Genomic DNA, 25,747 nt, shown 5'->3' with positions numbered 1-25,747 from the left:
TCGTAGCGTGTTGCACTACGAGCTTTTATATTACTGCTGGAGCTGCCAGCTGCCTTCCATTACCATAGCAGCGCGCTTGTTGGCAGCTTTTTCATCAGTCACTGTGCCGTAGACTGTCACATTACCTTTTTCAGTATCAACTACTTGACTTATCGTCATACCACTATTTTCCACCCAGTTCACGAAAATGACTGTCGGCGTGATATTACGTATAAAGGCTGGATTAGTTTCCTCTTCCACTTTGCCATCCTTATCAGTCGTCTTCCAATGTACTTGATTTTCGCTGAGATACTGTATTTCAGCCTTCAGCTCTGGATAAGTGATTACAGCCGCTTTCCCGATGAGGTTCACGGGCGCTACGCTTGCCATCTCCGTAGTGGCACTTACAGTTCCTTCTGCATTGCATTCTTTTTTGCAGCTCTCGTTGCAGTTGCACGCCACCATAGCAGCAGTGGCTGCCAACATTAATAAAATTCTCTTCATATATTACTATTAATTAAAAGTTTACGATTTGTAGAACGGTAACTTCACTACTGTCGCAGGCACTTGATTCTTACGGATTTGCACCCATATAGTACTACCTACCTTCGCATAAGCCACTGGCACATAACCCAGCCCGATACCTTTTCCAAGTGAGGGCGACATTGTTCCGCTGGTAACTTTTCCAATTACAACACCTTTTTCGTCCACAATGTCGTATCCGTGTCGTGGGATGGCTTTTTCTTGCATCTCAAATGCCACTAATTTACGGCTAACTCCCTGTTCTTTTTGTAGTTTGAGTGTTGTACTATTGACAAAATCCTTTGTGAATTTGGTAATCCAACCCAAGCCTGCTTCCAAAGGCGAAGTTGTATCATCAATATCGTTCCCATAGAGGCAAAAGCCCATTTCAAGGCGTAAAGTATCGCGAGCTCCTAAGCCTATTGGTTTGATACCAAATGCTTTACCAGCTTCGAAAACCTTTTCCCAGACGTGGCGAATATCCTTGTTCTTTACGTAAATCTCTACCCCGCCAGCGCCTGTGTAGCCTGTGGCTGAGATAATTACATCTTTTATACCTGCGAACTCTCCAATAGTAAAATGGTAATAAGCTATTTCAGAGAGATTTACAGAAGTGAGCGGCTGTAATGCTTCCAACGCTTTTGGTCCTTGGATAGCTAAAAGGGAGTAGGCATCAGAAGCATTCTCCATTTCTACACCAAAAGTGTTGTGCTTGCTGATCCAAGCCCAATCCTTCTCAATATTCGAAGCGTTGACAACGAGCATATAATGCTCATCTGCAATCTTATAAACTAAAAGGTCATCGACGATGCCCCCCTTGTCATTAGGCATACAACTGTACTGAGCGCGCCCATCGGTAAGCACAGAAGCATCGTTAGAAGTTACGCGCTGAATAAGGTCTAAGGCGTGCTTTCCACGAAGAAAAAACTCTCCCATATGGCTCACGTCGAACACCCCTACACCCTTGCGAACAGTTTCGTGTTCAGCGTTTACTCCCTCATATTGCACAGGCATATTATAGCCTGCAAAGGGTACCATCTTCGCTCCGAGAGCGATATGTACATCGGTTAAAGCTGTGTTTTTCATATTGTTATAACTTTAGTTACATCATTCATCAATAGCTGTATTCACAACTATTAGCGTGATAAGTTTAGTTTCGCAAAGTAACGAAATTTATTTTGAAGAAACAAATAATTCGCTAAGAATATTTTCTGTAAAAAAACTTTAACGGCGCTTGTGTCGCTTAGGCAGCTGATCGTCAATACCTTTGGCTTTCTCAGGAGCCGTCTTCGCCTCATCCTCTTTCACAGGTTGTGCCTTCTTATATAGAGGTATCAAATACGAAAGCGTGTAGTTGAAGCTCGTACCAAAACGGCTGCCCTCATATACCCGTCCAAATCCAGGAATATAGAAATTAGGGAACCCGCCCGACTGGTTATCAGTCAGTTTAAGCCCCACACGCACACTCATCCCCGCATAAAGGCCTCGTAGCAATTCAGCCTTGATACCCAGCACCAACTCCAGCCAATGTGCTGTTCGACCGCTGTAAGTGCCTAACCAAGCAGGATCGGCACCTTGCACATTCTCTGTCCAATATTGGTTATCTTTGTGCAACACATAGTTTGTAAGTTGTTGTGAAAATAAAGAAAAACCGTATCTTCCACCTACGTAAATCAGGTTCTCCATACCGTACCAATTGCCGTAAGTGTTGTAATCTACGCCGAATCGTATAAACTGACCCTCAGTGCGATAGGTAAAAAAATCCTCGTCTTTTGTTCTGCGTTCAACGCCTACTTCAGCAGCTGCAAAGTACTTGTACGACAGGCGATAATCACCCACCAACTCGAGCCCGTAGTAATCTTCTTGGAAGAATGACCGTACGGGGCGGCTCAAATCGACCCCAAGGCGCAGCCCATAGCGCTGTTTGTAGACAGGTGCCTCTTGCTTTTCAGGAAGCGCAATTGAAGTGCCACTGCGGGTCTTCCCCACGGTGGCAGTGCTGGTTCCTCCGAGAGTATCTCCCTTGGTTACAGGCTCCTGAGCGAATGATAATACGCTGAGCAGCAGCGTACTAATGAAACAAATACAAGTGCGCCTTTTTCTCATCTTTAATATCTGTGTTTCTGATTTCCAAGCCCTTCAGCCAGCCCCCTATAGCAGGAGTAAGCTCCGCCGAAAGACCGCTAAAAGTAGTGTTAAAACCACAAGCCTTACTTACAAAATCATGATGTGACTCATAGCGCAAGGTTAAGGTGGCTGTCTGAGTGACCGTTGAAGAGACAACACTTTGCAACACAAACGTTGTCGGACTTTCTATTTTCAGCGGAAGCACCAACGAGTCAATCGCAGCATTGCTGACCACAGGTGTCGCCGTGCCTTCACCATAGACGGTCAAGCCGCTCGTGTTCAGACTGATGCTATGATTCTGAGCATTGTAGAAGCGCACCACCAAGCGTGGTGTATTCACCTTGCGGTCACAAATATCATCCGACTCGCAACCGATAACCCCTATAAAAGTGACCAGCGCAAGTATACATAAAAAATGTTTCATATTGTTGTATAAACTACTAAAATACAATCTTTGAGTTTACAATTTTCTCAACCGTGAAAAGCTGATAAATCTGCTCAAAAGGTATTTTATAATCCTCATAATCAGGGTTAAATGAATGGCACTTGATGTACTGCTTTTTCATATTTACCTCAGTAATCTGCTTGATAACACTGCCACGCTCTGTTGTAATTACAAACAATTTGCGCCTAAGTGGTATGTACTCAATCTGCTCCTCCCATTTGCGCACAAGCACCTCATCGCCCTCAGCAATCGCTTTCTTTGTGCCATCGTCCATACTATCGCCATAGACCTTGATGACAAGGTAATGCCCCTTAGCATACTCACGCGGCATAAGGCGTGTAACCCTCTGGCTTTCATCTACTTCATCCATACCGAAGCCCAGTTTGCCCCCTGAGGTTTCCAGTGGCACATACTCTACTTCCATATAGTCATCCTCAGGCACTTGGATGACTTCATTATGAAGGTGTGACTTGCGCTTATCGACCATCTCACCCTCACCAGTAAGTAGCCAGTTGAAGTTAATCTGAGGGAAGGCTTTACTGAGTTTCAGCGCCAAGCCCTCTGTCGCATACTTAGGGTTGCCGTTGATTGCACTTGAGAGGTTGCTGCGCGACTCAGCCATCTTCTCAGCTACCATCGTTTGCGTTACATACTCGGTACTCTTGCGAATATGTTGAAACGCCTCACCAATACGACCTGAAATTTCAGTTTTTTCTTCTTGGGTCTTTCTTTTTGATTGTCTTTCCGCCATCGTAAATAAAATTTAATTGTCGGTTATACATAAAAAATGTTGTCAATAGCACCTATATATACTACACAACGCCGCTGCAAAGGTATAAAATAAAATCTAATTACAACAAAAAAACAACAAAAAAATGTTTTTCCAATACAAAAGTATCGTAACTTTTGCCCCACCCGTGCCCCACCCGTGCCCTACCCGTACCCCACCCGTACCCCACCCGTACCCCACCCGTACCCCTAATGTAAATGAGAATGAGAATGTAAATGTGACTGTAAATAAGAATGTAAATGTAAATAAAAATGCTTAGTGCATCGCTTCGCTGTTTTTTTATTGTATATAGGTGTAGTTTTGGCAATTAATTTTTAGTTTATAGTTTTTAAAATGCTTAATTGTTTTTGCGGCATATATTGTTTGTGTGGCACGCCTGCAAATGCTTGTGCGAAATTGTGTAAAGCTCTTCGATAGCAATACCGAGTTTTGTGCACTTATCTTTGTGGAAGACAAGTACTTCCGCCCTATAAAGTGCCTCGCGGTACAGTGCTTCTGCCTCTGTGAAAGCACCTCGTCCAAGCGCTTCTTCTGCCATCGCATTCAGTTCTTCCCAATAGCTGAGAATATGACACATACAATAATCACTCATATACTTATTGTTTTAATAATGAATATCTTACAATCTAAACATAAACAACTTACGTCGTAAATATTCGCAAAGGTGCAAAAATATTTTTAGACAAGCAAAAAATATAATATTTTAGTCTATAATTTAGGGTAGCGTTCTATATTTTGAATGTTTAATTGCTTTTGTGGTGCGCTCAAATGTGTACTCTTGCACCCTCAGCGGCTACAAATTTTACAACACTGCGCCTACTTTCTCCCAACAAAAAAATACTTGACAGAAAAAAAAGTATTGCATACAACAGATTAGTAACAAGATAATTATACCTAAAAATACATCTAATGAAAACCTTCGTGGCACATTCTGGCATAGAATTTGTACTATACACTGTGGAGGCATAAAAAACTCAATTTATGAAAAAAACTTTTTATTACGCAGCAATGCTCATCGCACTACTTGCTTTCGCACCAATGCAGGCACAGGAGTTCCACATCGGAGCCAAGGCTGGGGCTAACCTCGGTAAGGTAGATGGGGTACGCTACGACAACCAGTTCAAGCTGGGTTACCAACTTGGGGGTGTAGTGGAATTTGACTTCAACGACAAATGGGGGCTGCAAGGTGAAGTGCTTTTTAATCAGACAAATACAGACCTAAATAGCTCAGTAGATGAGATTTGGAACAAAAAGTTTGATAAGGGAAAAACCTTGAACTACATCAGTGTGCCAGTGCTTTTGAAGTTCAACCCAGGCGGGGTGCTCTCGCTCCACGCAGGGCCGCAGTTTAGCTTCTTGGCAAACTCTGACCAGAAATGGACAGCCAACGCCAAAAAGCTCTTTAAGGACACTGACTTTTCGCTCGTGGCAGGTGCTGAGGTGAATATCCTCAAGCCGCTTTACATCTACGGTCGCTACGTATGGGGCTACTCGGATATCGACAACGCATTCGATGAAAAGGCCACCACACAGCAAATACAACTGGGTGTAGGGCTTAGATTCTAAGTACTTCACTTTACAACAGAAATGAATTAAAATCATATCCATACATACGACAAAATAATTAAATTAAAGATTTCATAGTAGTAGTATTATTTTAATTTTAAACGGGAAGTCCCCTGCTTTGAATAAGCAGGGGATTTTCTTTATAAAAACTTGCATATCTAAAAAAAACGAGCTACCTTTGCAAAAAAATAACCGCTATGGAAACACTCACACGCCCAAGGAATAAAACAAAAACAAACTTCCTCCGCAAAAAGGAAGTGACGAGTTTTGCGCCACAAAAAATACGCACAGAGGCTGAGCAAGAGGCTCTTATAGAAGAGCTATCGTCACTCTCGAATCACAATATGTCACTTAGGCTTGCTGAAAAGTACCTCAGAGAGCGCTATTCAGAGGAAGAAATTCAGGAGATATTAGCACAGCGTGGGCAACAAATGACCATAGCGCTGGCTATGGAACTTTGCGATCAACGATATGATTTTAATCACTGATACGAATATTGTGTATAGTGCTCTGATCAACCCTCAAAGCATCATTGCTTCTATTTTGAAGAAGGCCCCTGAGCATCAATTTGTAGCACCTAATTATTTAAAAGAGGAAATTAAAAAACATTGGCATAGAATCATCTCAGGAAGTAGCCTCTGTGAAAATCAAGTTATCAAAGAATGGCTTTTTTACCAGCAACACATCCTTTTCTTTGATGAAAACCATATCCCAATAGAGCACTATCGTAAGGCCTTTACCATAGTTAGTGATATTGACCCTGACGACACTATTTTTGTAGCAAGCCATTTTTATACAGGTTATAAAATATGGACTTCAGATAAAAGACTAATTCAGAAAGTACAAGCAAAAAGGATATACAGATATTTTTATAACCACTGATCAGCTCAAATAAACCACTTCCCTATGAAATATACACTCCGCCAAATCACCAAGAGATCCCTATTAGTCAAGGTTTTACTATTTGCGGCTGCCTTATTCGCCATCTTGCAAGTATTCCCTGAAAAAGCTAAATTCAAGTATGAATTTCGCAAGGGAGAGCTATGGCAACACGACAACTTATACGCTCCTTTCGACTTTCCTTTGAAGAAAACTAAGGAACAAATCAACGCTGAAAAGGCTCATATCAAAGCTTCTTCGACCATCTATTACCAAAAAGACGACAGGCTTTACAACGTTATACAACATAAATTCCAGCAAAAGCGGCAATATTACTTCACCTCAGTGCCCTCACCCAAGCGCAATGAGCTCATCGGCAAAGCGCAACAGTTCCTCGCTGAGGCATACGCCCGTGGGGTTATCGTTAGCCTACCAAGTCCTACCCCAGCTAAGATAGCTATCATTAAAGATAAGCAGATCACTGAGTTGCCTACCGCTCAGCTTATCTCGCTGAGGAACCTTTCTGCTGCCTTGAAAGCCTACTTCAACACCCCTCCTTACAACGAATACCTCAAGAGTTACAACGATCTCTTCTTCGACCTGTTGGAGCCTAATATCACTGTTGATCAGACTTTTACCCAAAAGGCACTCGAGCAGAACCTGCGGCAGATCGTCTACACGCGCGATTTGGTAAGCCGTGGGAAGCTCATCATCGCTAAAGGGGAGCTCATTGAAGGTGAAAAGCTGACAATGCTCAACTCGCTCAAAGAAGAATACGAGTCGGACAGTTGGAACCAAAATAACTATACTTGGCTGCGCATAGGCTACTACACTCTTGTAGCTATTGCGCTCTATCTAATTGCGCTCTACCTGAAGACATTTGACCCGAAAACCTACCGTAGCAACCGTAAAATAGCTGTGATCCTGATCAATATGATCTTGATGATCCTCTTAGTAGGGGTTACAGCACAACACTTTCCTGACTACATTTATGTGGTGCCTGTGACGATGATGATGCTTATTCTCAAAGCCTTTTTCGACCTTCGTACGGTGACCTTTATCTACCTGATTACCATACTCATACTTGGCTTTATTGTGCCTGGCAGCTTTCAATTTGTCTTTATTCAGAGTTTGGCAGCCATAGGTGTGATTATCACCCCCAAGGGTGTCCATTACCGCTTGAGTAACTTCATCTCAGCTATCCTGATCACCAGTGGGTACCTGATCACTTACACGGCTTTTCACACCATTACTGAGGGTAGCCCGAGCGGGATTGACATCTCGCTGCTCACTCTTTTTGTGATCAATGGTATTGGGGTACTCTTCTCATTGCCATTTACTTATGTGTTTGAGCGACTTTTCTCACTGGTTTCTGACGTCTCACTGCTTGAGCTTTCGGACACCAATACGCCGCTGTTGCGAGCGCTCTCTGAGAAAGCTCCTGGTACCTTTCAACATTCGATGCAGGTGGCTAACTTAGCTGAGGCGGCGGCGGCTGAGATTGGCGCCAATGCCTTGCTGACCCGCGTGGGGGCACTCTATCACGATATTGGGAAGATGGAAAACCCTGCTTTCTTTACTGAAAATCAGAAGACAAGCCTTAATCCTCACGACCGCCTTTCTCCTATACAGAGTGCACGGGTGATTATCAAGCACGTTACTGATGGGATTGAGCTGGCGCGGCGCTATAAGCTTCCTGATAGGCTTATCGACTTTATACGTACACATCACGGGCGTAGTTTGGTGTACTTTTTCTACCGTAAGGAGCTGGATACCAACCCAGAAGCTAAGGAGGAGGACTTCCGCTATCCAGGGCCGACGCCTTCGACCAAGGAGACTGCTATCTTGATGATGGCTGACTCGGTGGAGGCGGCTACTAAGAGTCTGCAAAATCCTACCTACGAGCAGATTGATGATTTCGTGGATAAGATCATTAAAAAGCAGCTCGACGACAACCAGTTTGCCGCTGCCGATATTACTTTTAAGGAAATTGAGACGGTGAAAAAGGTGCTCAAAAATAAACTTACTAACATCTATCACACTCGTATTCAATATCCTGAGTAGAGAGGAGATTTTTAATCATTACTTCTTAGGTGAGTTCTAAGAGCACGGGGCAGTGGTCGCTGTGTTTTGCCTCTGGGAGTATCACCCCGCGGGTAAGGCGTGGCTTTAGGGGCTCGCTTGCCAGCAGATAATCAATGCGCCAGCCTTTGTTATTGGCGCGAGCATTGGCGCGGTAGCTCCACCACGAATAATTGTGCGGCTCGGGGTTGAAATAGCGGAAGGTGTCGATAAATCCACTTTTGATAAAGGCGTCGAGCCAAGCGCGTTCCTCGGGTAAGAAGCCCGAAACGGTGGCATTGCGCACGGGGTCGTGAATGTCGATGGCTTGATGACAGATGTTGTAGTCGCCGCAGATCACCAAATTGGGTATGGACTTCTTCAGATGATCGATATAGCGTTTGAAGTCGTCCATAAAGGTGAATTTGAAGCCTAACCGTTCGGGATTGGTTCCCGAAGGGAGGTAAAGGCTCATCACCGAGAGGTTCTCAAAGTCGGCACGCAGTACGCGCCCTTCTTTATCCATATAATCGATGCCTGTACCTACCTCGACGTGCTTGGGTTTGTGCTTGCAGAGGATCGCAACGCCACTATAGCCTTTTTTTTCCGCGCTGTAATAGTACTGATAGGGGTAGCCCAATGCCTCAAGGGCGGCTCGTTCGGTGGCGATTTGGCTTTCGGTGGCTTTGATCTCTTGCAAGCAGAGCACATCGGGTGAGGCACTTTTAAGCCAATCGAGCAAACCTTTGGCAATGGCTGCGCGGATGCCATTGACGTTGTAGCTGATAATTTTCATCTTAGTAGCCCTCTCCTTTCTCTCCTTTAATGATGGCGATGCCGTTGGAGGTGCCTATGCGGCTTACTCCAAGGTCGATATATTGCTTGGCGGTGGCGTAGTCGCGCACGCCGCCTGAGGCTTTGAGCTTGGCTTTGCCTGCGACGGCTTCGCGCATCAGTGTAATGTCCTCAGGGGTTGCCCCACCTGTGCCAAATCCTGTGGAAGTCTTTACAAAATCGGCACCTGCTTCAACCGATAGGCGGCAAGCTAAGCGTTTTTCTTCATCGGTTAGATAACAGGTCTCGATAATGACTTTCAGCACTCTTTCTTTGCCTACCAACTGCTTGATGGTGGCAATTTCGGCGCGTACTTGGTCGATATTGCCTGATTTGAGGTAGCCCACGTTGATGACCATATCGATCTCGTCGGCGCCATTGCTGAGTGCGTTCTGGGTTTCGAACATCTTAGCCTCGGAAGCCATCGCCCCGAGTGGGAAGCCTACTACACTGCACACTTTTACCCCGCTGCCTTGTGTGAGGTGCTTTGCCAAAGCGACGTAACCGCTATTGACGCAAACGGAATAGAATTGGTGCTCAATGGCTTCCTTACAAAGTTTTTCGATGTCGGCAGTAGTGGCATCTGCCTTTAACAATGTGTGGTCGATAAATTTATTCATTTTTTATTTGATAATTAATGATTAACAATAAAGTTGTTTAAACTTTTAATCCTAAGTGGTTGATGGAACTAAACTCAGTTGATTTTTTCATTTTGTTCTTTTGTCTTGATACAAAAGAACCAAAAAATCAAGGCTGTGGATGCTTAGGCGAGAAAGGCAAGGCACTCGCGTAGGCATAGCTGAGCTTTGAAGCCTCACTTTTGAAGCCTGCGAGCTCCTACCTCGCACCTCACACCCCATACCTTACTTCACTATTTTCATTTCGTTGATGAGATAATTGGCATCGGCGTATTTGTCGATGATAAAAAGTACGTAGCGGATGTCGACCATAATGTTGCGGCAGAGTGCGGGGTCGTAAAGTATGTCGCTCATAGTGCCGTCCCAGACGCGGTCGAAGTTTAAGCCTATTAAATTGCCTTTGGCATCGATTGCGGGGCTGCCGGAGTTGCCTCCTGTGGTGTGGGCAGTGGAAATAAAGCACACGGGCATCTTGCCGCCTTTTCCGTAAATGCCATAATCTTTTTTGTCGTAAAGCGCGCGGAGTTTTTCGGGCACATCGAACTCGTAATCACCGGCTTTGTACTTTGCCATCACGCCATCGAGGTAGGTAAAAGGCTCGTAGTGTGCCTCGCCAGAGGTGTAGCCCGCGATTTTTCCGTAAGTAACGCGCAGGGTGCTGTTGGCGTTGGGGAAAATGCGGTCGGAAGGCTTGGAGAACTCGAGTATTGCTTTCATATAGGTCTGCTGAAGGTCGGCGATCTCGCGTTGTAGGCGATAATCGGTAGAAGCCACGCGCATATAGTAGGTGGTGAGCACATCATCGACGAACTGCATACCGGCATCGTTGTGCAGGGCTGCGATAAACTCATTGGCGGGGAGGCTTAGCACGCGCTGCACGCCCTCTTCGGTGGCTAAGAATGAGGTGTTGTAAATCTTCTCGGTGAGTGCCTTGGCATCTACGTCGATCAGGCTTCGGGGTATGAATTGCTTGGGGAGATGGGCTGCGTAGAAGGCTACGGCTTGCTCGAAGGAGGCTTTATCTACCGCCCGATCGTAGTCCTTAAAGGTTTTTTCCATTGCGGCTTTTAGGTTTGCCTTTCTATCTTCAAAGGATTGGTTGCCACGTACTTGTAGTGCTGTGCGCAGTTCTGAGAATTTGTTGCCGTTTTTCATCAGGTCGATATTGCGGAGTACGAATTCGGAGAATAGGTCGGTGGCTAATGAAAAATCTTGTGCTTCGGTGTACGCCTTGTTGAGTTTAGGGAGCAGGTCGCCATATTGCTGTTCTTTGCCTGCTTTTTTAATCATTTCTTGGAATTTTACTTCCTGCGCTTGCTTAATGGCTACGGCATCGGATTTGATAAGCCCCTTGGTTTCGCCGATCCACTTTTTCCAATAGTTAGCAATGCGTGCGTACTTTGAGGCGTACTTGATTTTGATGGCTGGATCCTTGCGCATATACTCGTCTTGGGCTTTGAGCACTACCTCACGGATGCCTATCTTTGCGGGATTGAGCACCTCAACGATTTGCTTTACTGCCACTGCGGGGAGGTACTCTTGGGTTTGCCCTGGATAGCCCATCACCATTGTGAAATCGCCTTCCTTGACGCCTTTAAGGGATACGGGGAAGTAGTGTTTGGGTTTATAAGGCACGTTTTCAGGGGAATAGGCTGCGGGGTGGTTGTTTTTGTCGGCGTATACGCGGAAGAGGGAGAAGTCGCCCGTGTGGCGTGGCCACATCCAGTTGTCGGTGTCGGAGCCGAATTTTCCTATTGATGAAGGGGGTGCCCCCACTAAGCGCACGTCCTTAAAGGTTTCGACAACGAAAAGTATATACTGATTGCCCTCGTAAAAGGCTTTGATACGGTTTTCCTGCCACGATTCCTTGGGTGAAGTCTTGACGATTTGGGCAATATTGGCTTCGATTTTCTGAGCCTTGGCTTTGTCAGAAAGTCCCTCGGTGCCTGCGAGCACTTTTGTGGTAACGTCATCGATACGCACGATGAAGGTAACCTCTAAATTTTTGTTGGGAAGCTCTTCGGCTTGGTTTTTTGCCCAAAAACCGTCTTCTAAATAGTTGTGTTCGACGGTGGAGTGTGCTTGAATCTGCCCGTAACCACAGTGGTGATTGGTGAGCAGCAGTCCCTTAGGGGAGATGATCTCGGAGGTGCATCCGCCATTGAAGTGAGGCACGGCGTCCTTAAGGCTCGATTTGTTGATGTTGTAAATATCCTTTACGGACATCTTCATTCCCAGCGAACGCATTTCTTTTGCGTTCATTCCTTCTAAGAGTGAGGGGATCCACATACCGCCCTGCTGTGCGAAGGCAAACCCTGCTGTGAGTAGCAGCAATAAAAAGGCTATTTTTTTCATTTATAGGTGTATATTTGATATGAAGGCACTTTTAAGTAGAAAGTGCAAATACTATAACCCCGCAAAGGTACAACTAATTTTCAATATACCAAATCTTTATGGTGAAAAAATAGTGAGTGAGGTGTGTAAATAATTAATAATCACAATGTTAATTCACTCGTGCTATTGTAGGTTCATTTTTTTAATCTAAGAGCTAATTACTACGATCTAAGTTACAACACTTTATAAATTTTACAAAAATTTTCTTTCAAATAATTATATAGGTATTCATAAAAGTTGTACATTTGCATCGTGATACAAACAAATGATGTAAATATTTATAATATACAACAATGAAAATCAAAGAAAAAGAACTCTCAGAAAGTCGCTTTAAGCAGCTGCTTTTGCGTCTTACTCCTCACCCTGATAGCAGCCTTGAGAACTTGGTGCTACTGGCACATTGTGGTATCTATTATCTTGATGTTGCTTTAGGAGGTGATAGTTATAAAGAGTTGGATAACAATTAATTTATAAAATATGGAGAGACTTTGATCTCAATTGTGCTTACCACTGAACAGTGTGCTGCGCTCGACGGTTATTTTACAGATGAATACTGCCGACAAGAGCGACTCATTGAGGCTGCTCAGGGAGAACATACAGAATTTAATTACAACATTTACGTGGCTTGTGACCCTACAAAATCATACGAATAATGTTGTAAAAAAAGTGTGTTACACAACAGACATAAAGACAGGTATTTATACATCATAAACGTATTAATATATAAAAAATACTTAAAAATGTTTGTATGATTTTAATAGTTGTTGTACATTTGCAGTATCGAATAAAACAATATACAATACGCCAAAAACCTATATATACTATGGAAAGAGAAAGTTTTATATTCTATCGCAGTTTCTTTGAAGGCATTGAAGAGCTTCCTGAAAGTATCCAGCTTGCAGTACTACAAAAGCTATGTAGGTATGCCCTCTATGGTGAGCTCAACGATAGCGATGATGTTGTTGTAAAATCGATCTTTAAGTTCATCAAACCACAGATTGATGCCAATAACGAGCGTTATCTCAATGGCAAGAAAGGGGGTAAAAGTGGCATATTAGCTGCTAAAACTAAAAGAGGACGAAAAGAAATTGATGATAACCAAGTAGTTGTAGGAGAAGTACCTACTATTTCTGAGGAAAAGTCTGCCACTGAGGTACTACCAGCTTCTGTGGTGGAGGCGCCTAAGGCTGAAGAATGTACGACTAAAAAGTTGTCATTCAATTTTCGTAAAGCGCTCATTGCTGAGGGTTTTTCTCCGTCACTGGTTGAGGATTGGATGCGCATCCGCAAGGAGAAGAAAGCCATCAATAGTCAGCGTGCTTTTCACGATTTCTGCTGTGAGGTCAGTAAAGTACAAATGGATAAAAATCAGCTACTTGAACATATTGTCAAGCGTCAATGGAAGGGATTTGAGGCTAACTGGCTGAGCACCTCACCGCTTCCTGCTAATGGTGCGGCTCCTATTATTGAGCTTGCTCCCGACGGCACCCCCATAGGCGTTAGTCCACCCGCCTACACTTATAACCCTAAGAATGTAAAGCCTTTACAAACAAATTACGTGGCTGGACGACAGACGCTTATAGACTTTGTGAGCAACGGACAAGGTTGGTAGGTTAGCTTTAAATGATAATACAATTTACAACTATAAAGTTGTATGAAAATAATAAAGACAAATGTTAGAAAACGCAATACATACCGTGATAGAAAGTATAGAGGTTGCCCCTGCAGTTAGCCTATCTGTGCAGATGAATGGGGCGAGTATACCTGTGCAAAGCAACCTCGGTTTTGCCTCGCAATGCATTTATTTTAAGAAGATTAGAGAATATTCTTCTGAGGCTATTTCCGACTGTTTTGCACAGCTTTTCCAGCGAATAACCCTTCTGGTGGGCTATAGAGGAAGCATTGATGAGCTCCAAAAGGGTGAAATCAAAAATGCCATACTCAGGCATTTTTCTTCTCTCTCTTTTGAGGAAATATACAAGGCTTTTCAGCTCGACCGTAGCAATCAGCTCGCTGGTGATGAACAAAAGATACGTACAGTTACCGAACATTACCAATTTTTTGATGTAAGTTATGTAACTTCTGTACTGGTGAAATACCAGCACTGGCTCCGCCAACTGCAGCGCGACCACCATCTGCCTATTGCCCCTGAGAAGTCTGCCCCTCAGTTGCCAAAACATAGCTATGATACTGAAGTAGAGGCGTATATGATACAAACATTTGAGGATTTTAAAATGACAAATCAACTGCCTACCTTGTGCAGTTTTGTCTATAATTGGTGGGGAAAGCAGGGGGTGCTAAAGCCTTTTCTCAATGCGCTTAGCCAGAGGAAATTACAACAATTCCGTGAGGAAACAGCTCAGGTTCTAAGGCAAAGAGTACGAAAAGACATCTCGTGGAGTGTTGCTTACAAAACCTTCCTCTCTCAAGGTGATGTTGATTATCAGGGCTCTGGTAACAAACCACTTACAGACGCATTACGGAAAATACTCTCTGTAAAAAAGGAAGTTTTACTACGGGCTTTTTACCAGTGGAAAATAGAGAATAATACATAATAAATTAAAATCTAACTACAGAAATATGTTGCATACTATTGAAAATGTTGTCATACAACAGACTGCTTGCCCACTGATGAAGAGTCACACAGGGCTTAAACTCTTTTGCGGTATTGCCCGCAAGCACACTTTGTGTACTTATCGTGAGATAGGTGAGTATCTTCACCTACCTGTCAGTAACATAGCGTATTACACCACAAAGCACGCCATGCTACTGAGTAATGATGCCTACAAGCACCTTTTTAAGAATATTGAAAAAACAATTTTAGAACTATGGAAAAATTAATCACCCTAATAGCCATCATCTTAGGTATCTACCTACTGGTGATGATAATGATTTTAGCCGATTTATGGAGTGGCATACGAAAAGCAAGGCAGTGCGGAGAAGCTAGAAATTCAATAGGTTACCGCCGAACTGTCAGTAAATTTGCACAGTATTTCAATATGCTCATCGCACTGACTGTGATGGACGCAATGCAGATGAGCGCTGTGTGGTTTTTAGAGGTTTATTACAGCTACGCCTTGTGGATGTTTCCTTTCTTGACCCTCTTTGGGGCTCTTTTCCTCTCGTTTATAGAGTTAAAGAGCATTTACGAGAAAGCCGATGAAAAACAGCGGTTTAGCAAAGGGGCAGAAGTTCTTTTAGAACTCCTGAAAAATAAAAATGACTTAAAAGAAATCTCAAAAATACTAAAGCATCCTTCTGAAACGAGTGCTAATGATGCGAATTAACATTTAAAAGCAAACTGATATGATACGAGAATTTATTGAAAAGTATACACCTTATGCCCTTGAAAGTGAGCGGAAAACAGGTATTTCATACCTTTTTATATTAGCTCAGGCTGCCTTGGAAAGCGGTTGGGGAATACACACCCCTTTGTACAACTTTTTTGGTGTAAAGGCAACTAAAAACACTCCTATGGAATGCAAACAACTACTAGTAACCAAAGAAATAACTTTGAAACAGCAGCTAAAACTACCACAGATTGTCACGGTAAAGCAATTGCCTGATGGGTGGTATCACTACATCGTCAAGGATTGGTTTATGTGTTATAAAAGTCCTGAGGAAGCCTTTACTGCTCACGCTCGTCTACTGAGTGAAAACAAGCGATATGCTAAGGCGATGCTTTATAAATCAGATGCTTATAAATTTGCTGATGAGGTAGCCAAAGCAGGATATGCCACTGCGCCTCACTATGCAGAGCGCCTCAAAAAGGTGATCAAAACTATTGAAAAACATCTAAAAACGCATAAGAATGAGTAAAATTGTTGTAATATGTAGTCTATTAGTGTTGTCGCTAAGCTGTAAAGTGAGGCAACAACAAAGTAGTATAGCACTTTCTAATGAGACAAACATTGTAAAAAACACCACAGATACTACTAAGGTTAAAGCCTTTATAACAAGTGATTTATCCCTTATAACTGACCTTATTATTGAGTCAGAATACGATAGTTTGGGGCGCAGCAGGCCACTTACTTTGAGCCATACACAAGAGGGGAACACTGAGGTGTTGAGCATTACTGGAGGACACTTACACTGGCGATCTTCCTATTGCAAAAAGCAACAGAGCATTGCTCAAAAAGAACAGTATACCACTGTGAGCGAAACTCTTAATGAAATCACAGCACAACAATACACCTATAAAAATGAAAGCTATCCAAGACTTCGGAAATGGCGTTGGTGGGCGTGGATAGGAGTACTTTTAGGGATGATTGTACTACACTTTTATAGGAAGTAAAAAAGAGTTGTATTTGTGCTATTGATGAAAGCGTTCTTACTCGTGCTCAGCTTCTTGAGATTTTTTAGGTTTCTTTTTGGTTGCCTTAGAAGCCCTCTTATTGTTGTCTTTCTTGTAAAGTGACATCGTTGTTTTATCGTCGTGCAAGTAAGTGTCGTATCCTTTTAAGTCCTTGCAAAAAGAAGTGAGATTTTTGTACCCAAAGGAGCGGTAGTCAAACTCAGGATCCACCTTTTTTAAGGCGTCAGAGAAGCGTGATAGGAGTGCTAATCCATTGACTGACACGACCATATCAAAAGCCTCTTCAATGAGTTTGTAGTTGTTGAACTCCTCTATAGGTTTTTCTTCCTGCGAGAGGTTTTCCTCCAAAATAAATGAACCACAAGCCTTTTTAAATGCCTCAGGAGTCTGGCGCTTTCCAATGCCAATGATGGTCATCCCCTCCTCGCGAATGCGGTTTGCCAGCCCTGTATAATCACTGTCGCTTGATACAATACAGAAACCGTCGATAATCTTTGAGTGAAGCAAATCCATTGCATCAATGATAAGTGCCGTATCGGTTGAGTTCTTTCCTTTGGTGTACTCAAACTTCTGTATAGGTCTGATAGCGAATGAATTGAGCTTATCTTTCCAGTTCTTATTATGTACATTCGTCCAATCGGCATAAATGCGACGAATCGTTACCTGTCCGTATTTTCCTGTCTCGTTGATTATCTGCTCAATCAGGTTGCTATTGGCATTATCCGCATCAATCAGGAGTGCTATTTTCTCTTTTTCCATCGTGAAAAATCTTTTGTTATAAGGGCAAAGATACGGATAATATCTGTACTTGCAAGTTTTTATTCACGGAAATTTATTTTTTATGGAAAATACACTCTTTGTATATCCTTGATTATCAAGTGGATTGTTGTGTTGACTACGTTTTACAACTTATTTACAACTTTAAAACTTGACATAATTCAAAAACGTCGTATTTTTGCATCGTTGAATCAATAAATATTTTTTAAACTATGGCAGTAAACAAAAACAATGTCGTAATTGAGGGGCTAAGTGGTAAAGTTGGTAAGCAACTTGTTTTTAGCCAAAGAAACGGACACACTATCGTGTCGAAAGCACCTGCGAAGCGCAGCAAAATTGCACCTTCGCAACAGGTGCAAATGGACAAATTTGCTAAGGCTGTACGCTATGCCAAATCTGCTTTGGAAGATGCAGATCTGAAGCAGAGTTATGCTGAAGCTGGCAAGAAGTACAACCTCAGCGCCTATAATATGGCGATCTCTGACTTCTTGAAACCTGCTGTAATTGATGCAATTAGCATTGATGCTTACAACGGGACTGTGGGTAGCACCATCACTGCAAAGGTGTCGGACAACTTCAAGCTCACCAAGGTGGGTGTAAGGATTGAGAGTTCGGCTGGCACTACTATTGAGCAGGGCAATGCTACCCTGAAGGATGGTCAATGGGTTTATGCTGCAACAGTGGCTAATGGTGCTGTCAGTGGTGGTAAAATTGAGGTAACGGCTACCGATACCCCAGGTAATATCACCAAAAAAGAGGTGCTTTTACCGTAGTCTGTTGTAAAAACTACCTTTTGTTGTCTGTTTTATTACAACATCCCTCAAGAGTTTTTCTTGGGGGATTTTGTTGTAAAAAATGGGTTTGTTCTAAGCCTCAATAGAGATTTCTAATTAAATATTTGGTAATATGAGGGGTTTTACATACTTTTGCAGCAGAAAATGGTAAAAGATATAAAGAAGATATGAAACATAGAGTAGTTATTACAGGGATGGGGATTTACTCCTGCATAGGCACTTCGCTTGCCGAGGTGTGTGCTTCGCTGCGAGCAGGGCGATCGGGTATTATTTTTGATGCGCAGCGCAAGGCGTATGGCTACCGCTCGGCACTGACGGGCTGGGTGGCAAACCCCGAGTTGAAGGGCGTACTTGGGCGACGCGAACGCATCTCAATGGGACAGGAAAGCGAGTTTGCCTATATGGCTACGCGCGAGGCTTTGGAGCAGGCAGGCATTGATGGCGATTATCTCAAGGCTAACGAAGTGGGTATCCTCTACGGCAACGACAGCGTGGCTGAGTCGGTAATACTCACTAACGACACTATCCGCGAGAAGGGTGATACCACCTTAGTAGGCTCGGGAGCGGTGTTCCGCACGATGAACTCCACCGTTACGATGAACCTCTCCACGCTCTTCACCCTCAGGGGTGTAAACCTAAGCGTAAGTGCGGCTTGTGCCAGCGGGTCGCACGCCGTAGGCTTGGGCTATTTGCTCATACAGAGCGGTATGCAGGATATGATTATCTGCGGGGGTGCACAGGAGATCAACAAGTACAGTATGGGTAGTTTTGATGGGCTGGGCGTGTTCTCAATGCGCGAAGATGACCCCCAGAAGGCTTCACGCCCCTTTGATGCTGCACGCGATGGACTGGTGCCCAGCGGCGGGGCTGCCACTTTGATATTGGAGAGCTATGAGTCCGCCCACAGGCGTGGAGCAGTGCCATTGGCGGAAGTGGTAGGCTACGGATTCTCATCAAATGGAGGGCATATCTCAACCCCTAACGTTGAAGGACCTGCCCGTGCGATGGCGCGTGCCCTTGAGAATGCGGGTATGAAGGCGAGCGAGATGGACTACATCAATGCACATGCTACTTCCACCCCCATAGGCGATGCCAACGAGGCGCGTGCCATTGCGCAGATTTTCGGCAGGGGCGTGCCTGTGAGCTCTACCAAGTCGATGACGGGGCACGAGTGTTGGATGGCGGGTGCCAGCGAGATCGTCTACTCAATGCTGATGCTTCAGAATGATTTTATAGCCCCGAACATCAATATTGACCATCTGGACGAGGTAGCGCAGGGGCTCAATGTGGTTACTGAAACCCGTGAGGCGAAGATTCGCGCTTTCTTGTCGAACTCCTTTGGCTTCGGAGGTACAAATTCTGCCGTTGTGATACAGAGGTTATAACGAAGGTTAATTTCATATAAAAGACTGTAATTTAAATGATTGCAGTATTTTTTTATATAGATTGAGTATAAATATTACAAATATCTATTTTTTTTATTGTAGGAATTGAATTTTGGTTTATTTTTGCACTGGAAATATATAGGACAAGAGGAGCTTCTTTTGAGGTAGGTTTGAATGGAGGCTCGTTATAGTTTTTTCTAAATTAGATAGGTTATGTTTAAGATTTTCACTTGGAGGCTCAATAAGAAGGCTTTTCGCAATGCGATTATAGCTTCTTTGGTGGTGATCGCCATTACGGTGGCGGGGTCGGTGAACTTGCAGAATTACGATGCGGCGCTGATGATTTACTTCTTTGGCACCATTGCGATGACTTTTGGCTTGGCGTATCGTTATTCTATTTGGATGCAGCGCCCGCCTACACAGCGTTATTGGAAGCGTTCGTGGGAGGTGATGCGTCGCCATCCGTGGGAGTATACTAAGAAGGCACTTTTTCTTTCGGGGCGTAACATCGCTTTGCAACGCTTTATTGCACCGCGGGGGACGATGCGCTGGTGGGGTCACTTTTTGCTGGCGACGGGCTGTTTGCTATCGTTTGCGGTAACTTTTGGTCTTACCTTTGGTTGGATGCACTTTACGCTGAAGAACGGCACGACTGATATGTATGAGATGCATATGTTTGGCATCACGTTGATGGAATTTAATGTCAATACAATTATTGCGATGATGATGTTTCATATTTTGGTGTGGACGGCTATCTTAGTGATTATCGGCTCGCTGATTATGATGCATCGCCGCCTTACTGATGAGGGGCAGATCGCTACGCAGTGGTTTGAGCGCGACTGGATACCGCTCTTCTTGCTGATTATAGTGTCGGTTACGGGGCTTGGCATTTGGTTTGATTACACTTTTTTGGAGGGTAAGATGAGCCAGTTTATGGCTATTACGCACGCCATTACGGTAGCGATGTTCTTGATGTGGATGCCTTTTGGGAAGTTTTTCCATATCTTTCAGCGTCCTGCACAGGTGGCGGCGAGTATCTACAAGATAGAAGGTGAGAAGCAAGGGATGCAAATATGCCCACATACTAAGGAGGGGTATACTACAAAGATGCATATCAATGACTTAAAAGAGATAACTAAGGAGCTTGGGTTTAACCTAGAAAACGAAGAGGGAATGAGCTACTTAGAGCTTAGTCCTGAGGGCAAGCGTTGTACCTTAGCAAAGGCGCACCTGAAGGCGCGAGAAGCATCAGGAAGGTTCTTTGGTTAGCCGTAGGGCGGCATCCAGTGATAAACTAATGTGATTTAGGCATTAGTTTGATATTAAATAGATTATCATTAGTGATTAATAATAAAAGAGATGGCAACATTACCTGTATCAGCAGATAAGATTATAGAGAAATACGGACCGCACAAGCATTATCCTAAGGATACGAATGCAAAGTCGGCCACGCAATTTGACGAGCTTGTGAAGACGCATTGCTGCTTCTGCGGTTTGCAATGTGGTATCAAGCTCAAGGTGAAGGACAAAAAGGTGGTAGGCTTTGAGCCTTGGCGTGAGTTTCCTTTCAATGAGGGGCGCTTATGCCCTAAGGGGGTGCAGCGTTATATGCAAGACAATCATCCTGATAGGTTGCTTACGCCCATCAAGCGTGTAGAAGGAGTAGGCTTTGTGCCTATTGAATGGGATGAGGCTTTTGATACGATTGTTAAAGAAGTGCATCGTATACAAGAAAAGTATGGGCGCAATGCTTTTGCAATGCTCTCAGGGGTGTCGCTCTCTACGGAGAAGAGCTATATGGTAGGGAAGTTTGCCCGTGTAGCGCTTAAAACAGCGAACTTAGACTATAACGGTAGGCTTTGTATGGTGAGTGCTGGGGCTGGAAATAAGAAGGCTTTCGGTATGGATAGATCCTCAAACAGCTGGGCTGATTTGGCGCACGCTGAGGTGATTATCGCCACAGGAGCTAACATCAGTGAGTGTTTCCCTGTGCTTACTTATCGCATTTGGGAGGCGCGCGATAATGGGGCTAAACTTATCGTGATTGACCCCCGTGTGATACCGCTGGCACGCACGGCTGACATCCACTTGCCACTGCGACCAGGCACGGATACTGCCTTGATGAGCACTATGCTCAAGGTGCTTATTGACAATGATTGGCTCGATCACGACTTTATTGATAACTACACCTCAGGTTGGGAAGAAACCGCCAAAGAGGTAGAACACTGCACCCTCGAATGGGGTGAGAAGATCACAGGGGTGCCTGCGGATCTGATCTATAAGGCAGCTGAGATGTGGGGCAAAGCGAAAACAAGTTTCCTCGTACACGCGCGCGGCATTGAGCAGCATCGTAAAGGGGTGATGAACGTGCTGAGTTGTATCAACTTGGTGTTGGCGACAGGGCGTATCGGAAAGCCTTACTGTGGCTATGGCACTATCACAGGGCAGGGTAACGGGCAGGGAGGCCGTGAGCACGGACACAAGTGCGACCAGCTGCCAGGTAACCGCGATATTACCAACCCTGAACACCGACAGTTAGTGGCTGACTTCTGGGGGATACCCGAAAGCGAGTTGCCTCAGAAAGGCCTCAGCGCTTATGAGATCATCGATGCTATTAACAAAGGTGAGATTAAGGGTTTACTATCAATATGCTTTAACCCGCTTATATCGTTACCTAATAATAGCTATGTACGCTCTGCCTTAGAGAAGTTGGAGTTCTACGCGGGTATTGACTTTTTCCTCTCGGAGACTTTGCGCCACGCGGATATAGTGCTTGCAGGATCTTTGCAAGAGGAGGAGGATGGTACAACTACTTCTTCTGAGGGACGTGTAATCCGTATCACAGGTGCGGTAAAGCCACCTGGAAAGGCAATGCGCGATATGGACATTCTCAAAGAACTCGCACGTCGATTGGGTGTAGGTGATAAATTTAATTACTCCTGCTCAGAGGATGTATTCAATGAACTACGTCACATATCTAAAGATAGCTATGCCGACTATTATGGTATTACCTACGAGAAGATAGAAAAGAATATGGGCGTGTTCTGGCCTTGTCCCACCTTAGATCACCCAGGCACACCGCGTCTTTGGGAAGACCGCAAGTTTAAAACCCCTGACGGCAAAGCGCATTTCAACCCTACCCCGTGGATACCCCCTGTAGAGGAGCCCGATGAGGAATACCCAATCGTACTGACCACAGGGCGCGTAGTGAGCCAGTACCTCAGTGGTACACAAACACGCCGCATTGGTAAGCTCGTAGATATCTACCCCGAACCACTGCTGGAAATACATCCTGAGCTCGCTGCTAAATACGGTATTGAAACTGATGACTTGGTGCGTGTGTACTCCCGCCGTGGATCGGCAGTCTTTCCAGCAAATGTGGTGGAGACTATTAGGAAAGACACCGTGTTCGTACCTTATCACTGGGGAGGTGTTAGCTCTATCAACCAGCTGACTATGGGATTAGAGGGCTTAGACCCTATCTCGAAGATGCCAGAATTCAAGGTCTGCACTTGTAATTTGGAAAATACAGGCAAAAAACGCGCCGCCAACTCCGCCGATTACGCCTATATGAGTAGAGATATCCACTATTTAGAAGAGGAAGGAGAGTAAGCACGCAACGGAGGAACAACGGAAGAGTAACGCATAGGAGACTCTTTCACAAGTGTTCAATAATTAATATCAAAGATTTTATACCTAAAAATATTTTCTTATGGCTGAAAAGTTTGAGAATTTCAACGATATGGAGTTCTTCTTAGATATGCAGCGCTGCATAGGCTGCCACTCCTGTGAGATGGCTTGTGCAGAATGCGAAACTAATGGAGAAACCTCAATGATACATATACACTATGTCGATAGGGCTGAAACCGTACAAACCACCGTACAGGTGTGTATGCACTGCGATGACCCCATCTGTGCCAACGTCTGCCCTGCGGATGCCATCACCAAAGATGAGTTTGGTGTGGTGCACTCAGCTGACGTCTCCAAATGTATTGGATGTGCTAACTGCGTGATGTCCTGCCCCTTTGGTGTACCTAAGATACCCGATCAAAGTGCAATGCTGATGATGAAGTGCAATATGTGCTACGACCGCACCAGCATCGGCCTTAAGCCGATGTGTGCCACCGTCTGCCCCAGTGGCGCCCTCACGTTCGACACCCGCGAGAACGTCAAGAAAAAACGCCCTAAAAGCACCCCTGTCAATAAGTTTATCTTTGGTAAGGAAGTAGTAACTACCAAAGTGAACATTATGATGCCCGAAGGCAGTGAAGAACTCAAAGTTTTCTAACCGTTTAATATATCTATAAGACAATGACAAATAAGCAAAATATACCCGATTGGAAAGCTGATTTTCCCATTAAAAAGCGCGAAGCAGGCTACGTCTCACGCCGAGAATTTCTCAAAGTGATGACCTTCTTCTCTGGGCTGATGGCAGTTACCAATGTCTTCATACCCTTGTTCAACCATTTCCACAAACGCAAGCGTATTAAGGATTATTACACAGGCATCGACGTCGATACCCTGAAAGTAGGCGAGCAAACTACCTTCTACATCAATCAGGACCATCGTAACCCTTATATGCTCATCCGTATGGCTGAAAATGAGTGGAAGGTGTACGAGCAAAAGTGTACACACCTCTCCTGTGGGGTGATCTACAAGCACGAAGAGGGAGTCATCTTCTGCCCTTGTCACCACGGTATTTTTGATGCTGATTCAGGGAAAGTGCTCCAAGGTCCTCCACCACGCCCACTGCCCAAATTGGCAGTAGTGGTTAAGGACAACCGTATCTATGTTGAAGATTACGACTACAGCAATGAGATACAAAAAAACCACAAGATGCACCATTAATCAAAAACTTTTTGTACCTTTGCCGCCAAATAGCCAATCCTATTTCCTAACCATTAAATAAAAAGAACTATGCCTATCAGAAAAAAACCAATAACAAAAGTAACCTTCCGCATCAACGAGATGCTCTCTTTTGTTATTGCAATATACACGATGTTTATTGCCTTGCAGATGTGGCTACTCTATGGCACGATCAATAAGGCGTTGTACTTATACAACACAGAGATCAACGTACAGACCTTCGCTACTTGGGCTGCAATAGGCTCAACGGTGATCTTCCTCTGCCTGCTCTTCTTCCTCAGATACATACCTCGTATCCCTACAGGGAAAATATACAAAGGAGACGAAAAAGAAGAAGAAAATGAGTACTGATTTAGTAGACTCATTCGGGCGGCGGCATACCTACCTACGTATTTCAATCACCGATAGCTGTAACTTCCGCTGCCTCTACTGTATGCCCGACGAGCCCTTTAGCTGCACTGCTGCCTCAGGACTGATGACCCCTGAGGAAATCTACGGTATTGCGCGTGTATTTGTCGAGCATTTCGGCATTGATAAGATACGTGTAACGGGTGGTGAGCCCTTGGTGCGGCACGACTTTGCATTGATAATGCGTAAATTGGCTACCCTAAAAGTAAAAATAGGAGTAACTACCAACGGCGTGCTCCTTGATAAGTATTTTGAACTCTTTGAAGAGATTGGGCTTAAGGATTTGAACATTAGTATCGATTCACTCATTCCAGAGCGTTTCAAGCAAATTACTAAACGCGACACACTGCCTAAGGTATTTCAGAATATCATTCACAGCATCGATAGAGGCTATAATGTCAAGCTCAACGCTGTGATAATGAAAGGGCTTAACGATGATGAGCTCCTCCCACTGGTACACCTCTCTGAGCTCTACCCTATTGAGATGCGCTTTATTGAGTTTATGCCTTTCACCAAAAACGACTGGGAGCGTGAGAAGGTGATGCCTATCAAAGAAATGCTTGAAGCAATCGGCAGTGAGCATAACTACCTAAAGCTCGAAGATGGTGTACACGATACCTCGAAAAAATACCGTCTCAGCACAGATAGCAAAGGTACTTTTGGCTTCATCTCAACGATGAGTGCCGCCTTCTGTGGAGGTTGCAACCGCATTAGGCTCACCTCCGACGGCAAAATGAAAAACTGTCTCTTCGGCGCTGAAGAGTTTGACCTGCTGAGTCTCTATCGTGAAGGAATACCTTTGGAAGAGGCTATCAAAGACGGCATTTGGCGTAAACACAAAGAAAAAGGAGGTCAGTTCTCATCAATGAAAACCGTCCGCCAAGAGCAGATCATCAATCGAAGTATGATAAAAATAGGAGGTTAGTTTTTTTTAAATATCCATAGGTAAAAATAGACATAACGACAA

Annotated in this window: 29 protein-coding genes; 19 read left to right on the top strand and 10 right to left on the bottom strand. The window is 44.2% G+C overall.

What is annotated here, in order from left to right:
* Positions 1–30: 30 nt before the first annotated feature.
* The 6 genes from AXF12_RS04125 to AXF12_RS04100 all read right to left on the bottom strand — a co-directional run bounded on the left by AXF12_RS04125 (position 31) and on the right by AXF12_RS04100 (position 4,455).
* Entirely contained in the window at positions 31–483 is a 453-nt protein-coding gene (locus AXF12_RS04125) for a MoaF-related domain-containing protein (RefSeq protein WP_143325008.1), read from the bottom strand.
* A gap of 21 nt (positions 484–504) precedes the next feature.
* Positions 505–1,587, bottom strand: a complete 1,083-nt coding sequence (gene gcvT, locus AXF12_RS04120) for a glycine cleavage system aminomethyltransferase GcvT (RefSeq protein ID WP_066428564.1) — start codon at positions 1,585–1,587, stop codon at positions 505–507.
* A gap of 138 nt (positions 1,588–1,725) precedes the next feature.
* Positions 1,726–2,607, bottom strand: a complete 882-nt coding sequence (locus tag AXF12_RS04115; RefSeq protein WP_074860773.1) for a DUF6048 family protein — start codon at positions 2,605–2,607, stop codon at positions 1,726–1,728.
* Entirely contained in the window at positions 2,573–3,052 is a 480-nt protein-coding gene (locus AXF12_RS04110) for a DUF6452 family protein (protein WP_066431752.1), read from the bottom strand. Before AXF12_RS04110 ends, AXF12_RS04115 begins: the two co-directional genes overlap by 35 nt.
* Positions 3,053–3,068: 16 nt before the next feature.
* A complete protein-coding gene (locus tag AXF12_RS04105) occupies positions 3,069–3,824 on the bottom strand; it encodes a S24 family peptidase (protein WP_066428563.1) in 756 nt (251 codons plus the stop codon).
* Positions 3,825–4,200: 376 nt separating this feature from the next.
* Entirely contained in the window at positions 4,201–4,455 is a 255-nt protein-coding gene (locus AXF12_RS04100; RefSeq protein ID WP_143325007.1) for a hypothetical protein, read from the bottom strand.
* Positions 4,456–4,871: 416 nt separating this feature from the next.
* On the opposite strand from AXF12_RS04100, the gene AXF12_RS04095 reads away from it, so the two are divergent.
* The 4 genes from AXF12_RS04095 (at position 4,872) to AXF12_RS04080 (ending at position 8,372) form a co-directional block, all read left to right on the top strand.
* A complete protein-coding gene (locus AXF12_RS04095; protein ID WP_231909950.1) occupies positions 4,872–5,429 on the top strand; it encodes a porin family protein in 558 nt (185 codons plus the stop codon).
* A 197-nt stretch (positions 5,430–5,626) separates the two neighbouring features.
* Positions 5,627–5,917, top strand: a complete 291-nt coding sequence (locus AXF12_RS04090) for a hypothetical protein (protein ID WP_066428557.1) — start codon at positions 5,627–5,629, stop codon at positions 5,915–5,917.
* Positions 5,901–6,311: a PIN domain-containing protein gene (locus AXF12_RS04085; RefSeq protein ID WP_066428555.1), complete on the top strand. Its 411-nt coding sequence runs from the start codon at positions 5,901–5,903 to the stop codon at positions 6,309–6,311. Before AXF12_RS04090 ends, AXF12_RS04085 begins: the two co-directional genes overlap by 17 nt.
* 24 nt (positions 6,312–6,335) lie before the next feature.
* A complete protein-coding gene (locus AXF12_RS04080; protein WP_066428554.1) occupies positions 6,336–8,372 on the top strand; it encodes an HD family phosphohydrolase in 2,037 nt (678 codons plus the stop codon).
* A gap of 25 nt (positions 8,373–8,397) precedes the next feature.
* On the opposite strand, the gene AXF12_RS04075 is transcribed toward AXF12_RS04080, so the two are convergent.
* The 3 genes from AXF12_RS04075 to AXF12_RS04065 all read right to left on the bottom strand — a co-directional run bounded on the left by AXF12_RS04075 (position 8,398) and on the right by AXF12_RS04065 (position 12,196).
* Positions 8,398–9,165, bottom strand: a complete 768-nt coding sequence (locus tag AXF12_RS04075) for an exodeoxyribonuclease III (protein WP_066428552.1) — start codon at positions 9,163–9,165, stop codon at positions 8,398–8,400.
* Position 9,166: 1 nt separating this feature from the next.
* On the bottom strand, positions 9,167–9,823 hold the full coding sequence (gene deoC, locus AXF12_RS04070; RefSeq protein WP_066428551.1) for a deoxyribose-phosphate aldolase: 657 nt from the start codon (positions 9,821–9,823) through the stop codon (positions 9,167–9,169).
* A 243-nt stretch (positions 9,824–10,066) separates the two neighbouring features.
* Positions 10,067–12,196 (bottom strand): S46 family peptidase, encoded by a 2,130-nt coding sequence (locus AXF12_RS04065; protein WP_066428550.1) that lies wholly within the window; start codon positions 12,194–12,196, stop codon positions 10,067–10,069.
* Positions 12,197–12,528: 332 nt separating this feature from the next.
* Here AXF12_RS04065 and AXF12_RS12250 point away from each other — a divergent pair, with 332 nt between their 5' ends.
* The 7 genes from AXF12_RS12250 (at position 12,529) to AXF12_RS04035 (ending at position 16,529) form a co-directional block, all read left to right on the top strand.
* Positions 12,529–12,702: a hypothetical protein gene (locus AXF12_RS12250; protein ID WP_159429707.1), complete on the top strand. Its 174-nt coding sequence runs from the start codon at positions 12,529–12,531 to the stop codon at positions 12,700–12,702.
* A gap of 356 nt (positions 12,703–13,058) precedes the next feature.
* Complete coding sequence (locus AXF12_RS04060) at positions 13,059–13,847, top strand: DUF6291 domain-containing protein (protein WP_066428549.1); 789 nt, start codon at positions 13,059–13,061, stop codon at positions 13,845–13,847.
* Between the two features lie 61 nt (positions 13,848–13,908).
* Entirely contained in the window at positions 13,909–14,790 is an 882-nt protein-coding gene (locus AXF12_RS04055; RefSeq protein ID WP_066428548.1) for a hypothetical protein, read from the top strand.
* A 25-nt stretch (positions 14,791–14,815) separates the two neighbouring features.
* Positions 14,816–15,076, top strand: a complete 261-nt coding sequence (locus AXF12_RS04050; RefSeq protein ID WP_143325006.1) for a hypothetical protein — start codon at positions 14,816–14,818, stop codon at positions 15,074–15,076.
* On the top strand, positions 15,064–15,522 hold the full coding sequence (locus tag AXF12_RS04045; protein ID WP_066428543.1) for a phage holin family protein: 459 nt from the start codon (positions 15,064–15,066) through the stop codon (positions 15,520–15,522). Before AXF12_RS04050 ends, AXF12_RS04045 begins: the two co-directional genes overlap by 13 nt.
* A 19-nt stretch (positions 15,523–15,541) precedes the next feature.
* Positions 15,542–16,054 (top strand): glycoside hydrolase family 73 protein, encoded by a 513-nt coding sequence (locus AXF12_RS04040; protein ID WP_066428541.1) that lies wholly within the window; start codon positions 15,542–15,544, stop codon positions 16,052–16,054.
* Positions 16,047–16,529 carry a hypothetical protein gene (locus AXF12_RS04035; protein WP_066428540.1) on the top strand — a complete coding sequence of 161 codons (483 nt, stop codon included), beginning with the start codon at positions 16,047–16,049 and terminating at the stop codon, positions 16,527–16,529. Before AXF12_RS04040 ends, AXF12_RS04035 begins: the two co-directional genes overlap by 8 nt.
* 36 nt (positions 16,530–16,565) lie before the next feature.
* Here AXF12_RS04035 and AXF12_RS04030 read toward each other — a convergent pair whose 3' ends face one another.
* A complete protein-coding gene (locus AXF12_RS04030) occupies positions 16,566–17,309 on the bottom strand; it encodes an NYN domain-containing protein (RefSeq protein ID WP_066428538.1) in 744 nt (247 codons plus the stop codon).
* Between the two features lie 230 nt (positions 17,310–17,539).
* On the opposite strand from AXF12_RS04030, the gene AXF12_RS04025 reads away from it, so the two are divergent.
* The 8 genes from AXF12_RS04025 to moaA all read left to right on the top strand — a co-directional run bounded on the left by AXF12_RS04025 (position 17,540) and on the right by moaA (position 25,705).
* Positions 17,540–18,100, top strand: a complete 561-nt coding sequence (locus AXF12_RS04025; RefSeq protein ID WP_066428537.1) for a hypothetical protein — start codon at positions 17,540–17,542, stop codon at positions 18,098–18,100.
* 188 nt (positions 18,101–18,288) lie between these two features.
* The gene (locus AXF12_RS04020; protein ID WP_066428535.1) at positions 18,289–19,506 is read left to right on the top strand and encodes a beta-ketoacyl-[acyl-carrier-protein] synthase family protein; all 1,218 of its coding nucleotides are present in this window, start codon (positions 18,289–18,291) and stop codon (positions 19,504–19,506) included.
* A gap of 213 nt (positions 19,507–19,719) precedes the next feature.
* Entirely contained in the window at positions 19,720–20,775 is a 1,056-nt protein-coding gene (locus AXF12_RS04015) for an MFS transporter (protein ID WP_066428533.1), read from the top strand.
* 90 nt (positions 20,776–20,865) lie between these two features.
* On the top strand, positions 20,866–23,118 hold the full coding sequence (locus AXF12_RS04010) for a molybdopterin oxidoreductase family protein (protein ID WP_066428532.1): 2,253 nt from the start codon (positions 20,866–20,868) through the stop codon (positions 23,116–23,118).
* A 100-nt stretch (positions 23,119–23,218) separates the two neighbouring features.
* Positions 23,219–23,794: a 4Fe-4S dicluster domain-containing protein gene (locus AXF12_RS04005; RefSeq protein WP_066428531.1), complete on the top strand. Its 576-nt coding sequence runs from the start codon at positions 23,219–23,221 to the stop codon at positions 23,792–23,794.
* A gap of 23 nt (positions 23,795–23,817) precedes the next feature.
* On the top strand, positions 23,818–24,354 hold the full coding sequence (locus tag AXF12_RS04000; RefSeq protein WP_066428530.1) for a QcrA and Rieske domain-containing protein: 537 nt from the start codon (positions 23,818–23,820) through the stop codon (positions 24,352–24,354).
* A 69-nt stretch (positions 24,355–24,423) separates the two neighbouring features.
* Positions 24,424–24,723, top strand: coding sequence for a C4-dicarboxylate ABC transporter permease (locus AXF12_RS03995; protein WP_066428528.1), 300 nt, complete (start codon positions 24,424–24,426; stop codon positions 24,721–24,723).
* Positions 24,713–25,705, top strand: coding sequence for a GTP 3',8-cyclase MoaA (moaA, locus tag AXF12_RS03990; RefSeq protein WP_074860767.1), 993 nt, complete (start codon positions 24,713–24,715; stop codon positions 25,703–25,705). The genes AXF12_RS03995 and moaA overlap by 11 nt, the downstream gene beginning before the upstream one ends.
* Positions 25,706–25,747 lie beyond the last annotated feature (42 nt).

It is taken from the genome of Capnocytophaga haemolytica (genome assembly GCF_001553545.1).
Classification (GTDB): Bacteria; Bacteroidota; Bacteroidia; order Flavobacteriales; family Flavobacteriaceae; genus Capnocytophaga; species Capnocytophaga haemolytica.
Note: the sequence above shows the minus strand (reverse complement) of the source record. Positions and strands in the feature narration are given on the sequence as shown.